4 protein-coding genes and 1 rRNA gene are annotated in these 6,000 nt (G+C 48.8%); all 5 read right to left on the reverse strand.

Annotated features, from left to right (window positions below; translation table 11 throughout):
- Nucleotides 1-76: 76 nt before the first annotated feature.
- Nucleotides 77-676 carry a 3-isopropylmalate dehydratase small subunit gene (gene leuD, locus IY568_RS23465; RefSeq protein ID WP_125558662.1) on the reverse strand — a complete coding sequence of 200 codons (600 nt, stop codon included), beginning with the start codon at nucleotides 674-676 and terminating at the stop codon, nucleotides 77-79.
- Nucleotides 673-2,076 (reverse strand): 3-isopropylmalate dehydratase large subunit, encoded by a 1,404-nt coding sequence (gene leuC / locus IY568_RS23470; protein ID WP_125558660.1) that lies wholly within the window; start codon nucleotides 2,074-2,076, stop codon nucleotides 673-675. Before leuC ends, leuD begins: the two co-directional genes overlap by 4 nt.
- Before the next feature lie 32 nt (nucleotides 2,077-2,108).
- Nucleotides 2,109-3,185: a 3-isopropylmalate dehydrogenase gene (gene leuB / locus IY568_RS23475; RefSeq protein WP_125558658.1), complete on the reverse strand. Its 1,077-nt coding sequence runs from the start codon at nucleotides 3,183-3,185 to the stop codon at nucleotides 2,109-2,111.
- Nucleotides 3,182-4,729 (reverse strand): 2-isopropylmalate synthase, encoded by a 1,548-nt coding sequence (gene leuA, locus IY568_RS23480; RefSeq protein ID WP_125558656.1) that lies wholly within the window; start codon nucleotides 4,727-4,729, stop codon nucleotides 3,182-3,184. Before leuA ends, leuB begins: the two co-directional genes overlap by 4 nt.
- 1,150 nt (nucleotides 4,730-5,879) lie before the next feature.
- Nucleotides 5,880-5,994 (reverse strand): 5S ribosomal RNA (gene rrf / locus IY568_RS23485).
- Nucleotides 5,995-6,000 lie beyond the last annotated feature (6 nt).

Raw genomic sequence — 6,000 nt, forward strand, 5'->3', positions numbered from 1 at the left:
ATGTTCCTAAAAATAATAAAGGCCGCAGCGTAATCCACTTCGCGGCCTTTGCCAATTAAATGCGGCGATCGAACAGCTACTGCCAGGGACGCGCTGCCTGAAGTTGCTGTTCAAACTTGTCTATCTGGGTATTTAGCTGCTCAGTTTCACCGATAAAGTCCAATCCACTGAGCAAACGAGCTTTGATATCCGGACGGACATCGAACGCGATCGGCGCAAAATGCTCACTGCGTAACTGCTGAGCTGCCAGATCAACTTCAATCTGAATATCGGCCTGACGTTCACACAAGCCAAACAGGCTATCCAGGGTGCTTGCAGGCAGGCTAATGCACAGCATCTGATTATTGCCGCAATTGTTGAAAAAGATATCAGCAAAACTCTGTGCCAGGATCACCGTAAAACCGTATTGTTTTAATGCCCAGGGGGCGTGTTCACGCGATGATCCGCAGCCAAAGTTATCCCGTGTCAGCAGTACACTGGCCCCCTGATATTGAGGCGCGTTAAGGATAAACTCCGGATCCGGCTCTCCCAGATCTGTGTAGCGCCAATCGTAAAAAAGCGCCTTGTCAAAGCCGTCCCGGCTGGTGGATGTTAAAAATTGCTTAGGAATGATTTGATCAGTATCGACATTATTTTTATCCAGCGGTGCTAACAAACCGCAGTGAAAGACGCTCATGCCTGCTCTCCTTGAATATCAGTAAAGTGACCCGCAATCGCAGCAGCCGCGGCCATTGCAGGGCTCACTAAGTGGGTTCTGCCACCGCGACCCTGACGCCCTTCGAAATTGCGATTGGAGGTTGACGCACAGCGTTTACCCATCCCAAGTCGATCGTCATTCATTGCCAGGCACATAGAGCAACCCGGTTCACGCCATTCAAAGCCGGCTGCCGTAAAAATGTCCGCTAGCCCTTCGCGTTCAGCCTGTTGCTTGACCAAACCTGACCCCGGCACAATGAGCGCTTCAACGCCACTGGCAACCTGTTTGCCTGCTACAACCTGAGCCGCGGCACGCAAATCTTCAATGCGGCTGTTAGTACAAGAGCCAATAAACACCGTATCCACTTTCGCATCGGTCAGCTTCTGGCCTGCACGAAGTCCCATGTAACGCAATGCACTGCGCATAGCCTCAGCTTTGATCAGATCCGGTTCAGTTTCCGGATCCGGAATGGCCTCATCAATCCCGATCACTTGCTCAGGGCTGGTGCCCCAGGTGACCTGAGGTTGGATCTCATCAGCACTGATGATCACTTCGCTATCAAAGACTGCGTCGGGATCGGTGTGCAGAGTTTGCCAGTAGGTGACGGCCTGATCAAACTCTTCGCCCTGCGGTGCGAACGGGCGACCTTTAAGATAATCATACGTCGTCTGATCCGGCGCGATCAATCCAGCCTTAGCGCCCATTTCAATACTCATATTGCACAGTGTCATCCGCGCTTCCATAGACAAGGCCTCAATAGCCGTACCGCAAAACTCCGCGACGAAGCCCGTGCCCCCGGCAGTCCCCAGTTTACCGATCACAGCCATGATCAGATCCTTGGCTGTGACAGTGGGCCGCAATGTGCCTGTGATCTCAATTTTCAATGATTTTGCTTTCTTCTGCTGAAGAGTCTGAGTTGCCAACACATGCTCTACCTCAGAGGTACCGATCCCATGGGCCAATGCACCAAATGCACCATGCGTTGAGGTATGACTGTCACCGCAGACGATCGTTGTGCCAGGCAAGGTGATCCCCTGCTCAGGGCCCATCACATGCACAATGCCTTGATTCACTGAGCTCAGATCATAAAGCTCAATGCCGAACTCCTGACAGTTCTGTGCCAGAGCCTGAAGCTGGTTTTTACTGACTTCACTTGCCGCATCAATAGAGCGACTTTTGGTCGACACATTGTGATCCATGGTCGCAAAGGTTTTATGCGGGCAACGTACCGCGCGATTTTTTTCACGTAAGCCAGCAAATGCCTGCGGCGAGGTCACTTCATGTACCAGATGCCTGTCGATATAGAGTAAATCGGTTTGTTCGTTAATACTGGCGACCACATGGGCCTGCCAGATTTTGTCGTATAATGTATGTGCCACTTGCTACATCCTGTTGTTAATCTGAAATCCGCTTAGATCCGCTCGACAATTGCATGAGCCACATCCAACGTAGTGTAGCCCCCTTGTGGATAGATATCCGGAGTCCCCACACCAGCTGCAACGGCTTCTGCGACGGCCTTTTCTATACGTCTTGCCGCTTCATCCTGTGCCAACGAGTAACGCAACATCAGGGCTGCGCTGAGGATTTGCGCAATTGGGTTAGCAATACCTTTTCCGGCAATATCTGGCGCCGATCCGCCCGCTGGTTCATACAAGCCAAACCCAGACTGATTCAGACTAGCTGACGGTAGCAAGCCCATGGAGCCGGTGATCATGGCACATTCATCTGACAGAATGTCGCCAAACAAGTTGTCACACAAAAGTACGTCGAACTGCCCAGGTTGCTTCACCAGTTGCATTGCCGCGTTATCAATATAAATATGTTCCAGTTCAACATCCGGATAATCTTTGCTGATGTCACACACCACTTCACGCCATAAAACACTCGATGCCAGTACGTTGGCTTTATCAACCGATGTGACCCGGTTGCTTCTTAGTCGGGCTGCTTCGAATGCAAAACGAGCAATACGTTCTATTTCCTTACGGCTGTAACGTTGAGTATCAAATGCGGCTTCTTCTGCACCACTGCCTTCACGACCTTTATCGCCAAAATAAATGCCACCGGTTAACTCACGCACGCACAAAATATCAAAGCCCTGCTGGCTAATATCAGCCCTTAATGGAGAGGCGGCGCTCAGCGCTGGCAATAATTGCGCCGGACGCAGATTACAAAACAGCCCGAAATGCTTTCGCAGCGGCAACAAAGAAGCGCGTTCTGGCTGCTCCTGAGGAGGCAAATGTTCCCATTTAGGTCCGCCAACAGAACCAAACAGAATCGCATCTGATGCTTCGCAGGCAGCCAAAGTTGTATCGGGCAACGCAACACCATACGCATCAATGGCCGCGCCGCCTATGGCATGATGTTGGCGCTCTAAGCCAATACCAAATACCTCACTGACTTTATCTAGCACCAGCTCAGCGGCAGCCATCACCTCAGGTCCAATGCCATCGCCGGCTAATACTGCTATCTGATAATTTGATTGACTCATCCTGCTTTCCTTTGTTGTTTCAAACTCGAGACCTTGGCGGCTCGGTGAATTAAGTTATAAACGTGGATCATGGCGTGCACAGACGCTTCCACCACATCGGCTGCCAGCCCAGTACCGTGGTACTGGCGACCATCGTATTTGGCTATCATATCGACCTGCCCCAGTGAGCTGGCCCCCTGCCCGGTTGCATCCAGGTTGTACTCGACAATATCAATTGTCTTCCCAGTAATACGCTCAAGTGCCAGAAATGCGGCTTCCACCGGACCATTACCCGTAGCAGCTTCCTGTTTTAATTGCTCACCCATAGCAATCCCAACAGTTGCGCTGGCGATCGACTGAGAATTCGATGACGCATTCACAAATTGCAACTGGTAAAAATCATCTTTATCGGTGATCTGATTGAAGTGGATCATCGCTTCCAAGTCATAGTCATATACAGTGCCCTTTTGATCGGCCAAGGCCAGGAAGCTGTCATAGAGAGAGTCCATATCGTAGTCAGATTGCTGATAACCCAATTCGCTCAGTCGATGTTCAATCACATGGCGACCAGAACGCGACGTCATATTTAGCTGATTATTGGGAACGCCGACAGTTTCGGGTGACATAATCTCATAGGTATTTTGTGCTTTTAGCACCCCATCCTGATGGATCCCTGAGCTGTGCGCAAAGGCGTTTTCGCCAACAATCGCTTTGTTCGGTTGTACTGGCATATTGCAAATCTTGGCAACCTGACGTGATGCGCGGTAAATCTCTTCACTGCGAATATCACAGCTCACCTGCAAGTGGTCTTCGCGCATTTTTAAGATCATCGCCGCTTCTTCTAATGAGCAATTACCCGCACGCTCACCAATACCATTAATGGTACATTCGATTTGTCTCGCACCAGCCTGCACCGCAGCGATAGAGTTTGCGACAGCCAGGCCAAGATCGTTATGGCAATGGACGCTCAGGCGCGCCTTGTCGATATTTGGGACATTGTGACGAATATGATGGATCATTGCTGCATACTCATCTGGCGTGACATAACCCACCGTATCAGGCAAGTTAATGGTGCTGGCGCCGGCATCGATTGCCCGCTCAACAATGCGGCATAAATCGCCATAAGGGGTGCGACCAGCATCTTCACACGAAAACTCGACATCATCGGTATAGTTGCGTGCCAGCTTGATCGATTTCACCGCCATCTCGGTCGCATCATCCAGCGACATTCTGAGTTTATGTTCCAGGTGCAGGGGGCTGGTCGCAATAAATGTATGAATACGGCGCTTCTCTGCTGGCCTTAGTGCTTCTCCACAAGCCTCAATGTCTTTGCTGACAGCGCGTGCCAAACCACAGATGCTCGGTCCGGTAATCTCTCTTGCGATACGCTGTACGGCTCGAAAGTCAGCCGGGCTTGAGACCGGAAAACCAACTTCCATCACATCCACATTTAAACGACTAATGGTATGCGCGAGCAGAATTTTATCTTCTTCCGTCAGACTGGCTTTAAGCGCCTGCTCTCCATCTCTTAATGTCGTGTCGAATATCCAAACCTTATCTTGCATACCTGATGTCCTCGTTTAAGCATAAAAAAACCCCGCACAGTGTGCGGGGTTTATCGTGTTGCTGCCCTTACGCGCAACTACGCCCCGCTCTTACAGCTAAGCAGTAAGAGGTTAAGCGATAGTGACAACGTAATAATTTGCATGTGGGCATTGGTCCTGTTGATGAATTGCCTATGTTTTAACATGGTCGAAAAGAACAGATCAAGCATATTTATTCCCAAAAACCCAGCAAAGCAAGATCCCACTTGAAATTTTAATTCACATATATAGTAAAATAAAGCATTTTAATACCTTCATTCTTTAGGCATTAGAAGGTGAAGGCCTGAGAAATTAAAACTGAGGAGATTTAAATTTATTTAAAATAGGGGCAATTATTTTTGATCAATCATATAAGTAAGAGAGGTATTCACATACCGACTTATGAGAATGACCACCGGGTCGGCATGTCATTCATATACTCTCCGTGCAGCCTGTGAGTAGTTCCCGCATCAAGTGCGGGATAACGGTGGTGTGGGCTTTGTGAGCAGGCAGTTATACCAATTTGCTTAATTAAGTGATCTATTTTGAGGCGAGAAAATAGGGTCGATAACAAGGCAAAAACTTTGCTATTTAGTTGTTCTAAATGAGAAATTTTTAACACTGTTAGCGTCCTATTTGCTCCTTCAAATAGACTAGGTATTAAGTGAAATTGGTATTATACAACTTTTTTAAATCGCACATAGCAAAAAACCCGTTGCATTACTGCAACGGATTTGACGTACATGGAAGTACGCATGTCGATGCTATTCTATTTACAGCTTTTTAAATCGCACACAGCAAAAAACCCGCTGCATTGCTGCAACGGGTTTGACGTACATGGAAGTACGAATGTCGATGATATTCATGGGTGAATTGCGACCGAAGCACCGCTTCACAGCTATCGTGCAAAGTCGTGCTTTAGCGCGGCCTTTGCGCAAGGTGAAATGAGCTATTGTAGAGAACGCAGACCTATTCACAGCGCAAAAAGAAGCCCTCCACAGGGAAGTGTCCCCAAAGACTGCTAGATACCAGCTTAATGGAGGAATAGACAACACCGCTCTGTCTACAACTTTTTTAAATCGCACATAGCAAAAAACCCGCTGCATTACTGCAACGGGTTTCTTTTATTAGGCCCTGGCGATGTCCTACTTTCACATGGGAAACCCCACACTATCATCGGCGCTATTTCGTTTCACTACTGAGTTCGGCATGGGGTCAGGTGGTTCCAAAATGCTATGTTCACCAGGAAATTC

This window comes from Pseudoalteromonas sp. PPB1, from assembly GCF_015356275.1.
GTDB classification, from domain to species: domain Bacteria; phylum Pseudomonadota; class Gammaproteobacteria; order Enterobacterales; family Alteromonadaceae; genus Pseudoalteromonas; species Pseudoalteromonas rubra_D.